At 44.4% G+C, this 2,349-nt stretch carries 2 protein-coding genes and 1 pseudogene; all 3 read left to right on the top strand.

The window, feature by feature from the left end:
* The coding region (locus ACTHUG_RS11190; RefSeq protein WP_440386807.1) for a type VI immunity family protein at positions 1-672 on the top strand (672 nt) is incomplete at its 5' end.
* 278 nt (positions 673-950) lie between these two features.
* Positions 951-1,397: a type VI immunity family protein gene (locus tag ACTHUG_RS11195; RefSeq protein WP_440386808.1), complete on the top strand. Its 447-nt coding sequence runs from the start codon at positions 951-953 to the stop codon at positions 1,395-1,397.
* Between the two features lie 18 nt (positions 1,398-1,415).
* Positions 1,416-2,195, top strand: a pseudogene (locus ACTHUG_RS11200) (type VI immunity family protein); the annotation flags it as partial.
* Positions 2,196-2,349: the final 154 nt, after the last annotated feature.

Genomic DNA, 2,349 nt, shown 5'->3' on the forward strand with positions numbered 1-2,349 from the left:
ACCAAACGCTATTGGGGGGTAACACCCGATTCAGGTGGACATGATGACTCTCTATGGTACGAGGGCATTAAGTCCGTCAGTTGGTATACCCTTGTCGGCAAGGCGTTCCAAGATAAATTGAACAGCATGGAAATCCAAAACGTTTTGAGCCATTATCCGGACATTACGCTGAAGACCTATAACGGTACCATGGTATTTAGAGCAGGGAAGTTTCCCGACTTGGGAGATAAAACCAAACCGTTGCCCATTAATTACCTGGTAGTAAACAACCTGATGCGGCCGATACTGACACAAAAGCTGAACGACTCATTACATACTGCCTTCGGCAACGGCAAAAACCGTTATTCAACCTCACAGGGTTATTACTGGCTGCATCGCTGGGATAATGCCAATTTTGAAAACGGGATTTTTGATCCTAAAGGGACGAAGCAGGAACTGATGCCTGTTTACCGTCAAAAGCCTTTGGAAGCCCCTTATGCAGGAATGTGGATACCCGATAATTTGGAGAACGCGATAGAACGACATTTTGAAGAAGGGGAAGTTTTTCCCGAAAGGGGAGAGTATTACAAGCACCTTCTAAACGGCACAACGGAAATTAGGAAAGGCTTTTGTATCTGGCGTTTGGTCAAGCGGGACGACGGAGGCAGTGTATTGGTAGCTTCGGAATTTTAGTCGATGACTATCAAAGGTCGTCTGAAACTTTCAGACGGCCTCTTTAGCAATGTTGATTGCCTTATTTGACAGTTTATGCGGCTATAGTCGTTATATTTGAGATATTTGATTACACATCAAATCTATTTGAAGCAGCTTGATGATTACGCCAATGAAATGAAGGCAAAGTATGGGGGAAATGTCAAAAGGACTTTTTTGCAAAGGTCTCAGGCCGTCTGAAATATGGAGTTTTACTTTCAGACGGCCTTAAATGTAAGAAACGCCAGAATAGGGGCAATATGACAACCAAACTATATGAATCACTGCAACGGGAAGCCGATGAAATCCTGATGTATGACGAAGACTACAATATCAATGCCCGTCTGGGACTGACCATATTGATCTACTACACGGGCGGAGGTTCGGTAGCGGGACAACGCAAGACGCTGGAAGCTGCCGAACGCTTTTATTCAAAGTACCATGGGTATTTGAAAATGCATTTTTGGACAGACATGCGCCGTTTTGCACGGCTCAATCCGACCACATTTCAAAATAAAATAGACCGTACCATTAAAAATGCCGAATCAGGACGCAGATTAGAATGTGTGCTTACTTCGGATACGGAATATGGCCAAAGGGCTCCGGAATATCAATTCAAAACCCTATCCTCCCACCCAATAGATGAAAAAGGATTGTCTTGCCTTCAAATTACCCTGCCTTTGTCCTTTTTATCGACCACTGCCTAACAGCAGGAATTCGAAGATTGGGTGGAATATTTTTGCAAACAGTTTGATATTTTCCACGGCTATGCCGGACTGACCATTGCCCTCCCTGATTCCTACTATAAATACCAATTTTATGAATACGCTGTGACCAAACGTTATTGGGGGGTAACACCTGATTCAGATTCACCCATAACCCTCCTTTGGTACGAAGGTATAAAATCTATCAGCTGGTACACACTTGTCGGCAAGACGTTCCAAGATAAATTGAACAGCATGGAAATCCAAAACGTTTTAAACCATTATCCGGACATTACGCTGAAGACCTATAACGGCACCATGGTATTCAAAGCAGGGAAGTTTCCCGACTTGGGAGATAAAACCAAACCGTTGCCTATTAATTACCTGGTAGTGAACAACCTGATGCGGCCGATACTGACGCAAAAGCTGAATGATTCGCTGCATACTGCTTTCGGCAACGGCAAAAACCGCTACTCAGCTTCCCAGGGCTATTACTGGCTGCATCGCTGGGATAATGCCAATTTTGAAAACGGGATTTTTGATCCTAAAGGGACGAAGCAGGAACTGATGCCTGTTTACCGTGAGAGACCTTTGGAAGCACCTTATGCCGGGATGTGGATACCGGACGATCTTGAGAACGCGATAGAACGACATTTTGAAAAAGGCGAAGTTTTTCCCGAAAGGGGAGAGTATTACAAGCACCTTCTAAACGGCACAACGGAAATTTGGAAAGGTTATTGTGTTTGGCGTTTGGTCAAGCGGGACGACGGAGGCAGTGTGCTGGTGGCTTCAGAGTTTTAATTATTCAGTCTCAAGCGTAAGCTAAGTTAAAAAAACGGCATTTATCAAGGCCGTCTGAAACTTTCAGACGGCCTCTTTATCAATGGTGATAGCCTTATTCGACAACTATATCGGTAGCAGCAATCGCATTGGCGTATTTCGCCTCTGCTGCCTT

The sequence above is a fragment of the Neisseria sp. P0022.S009 genome, assembly GCF_051956675.1.
GTDB lineage: Bacteria > Pseudomonadota > Gammaproteobacteria > Burkholderiales > Neisseriaceae > Neisseria.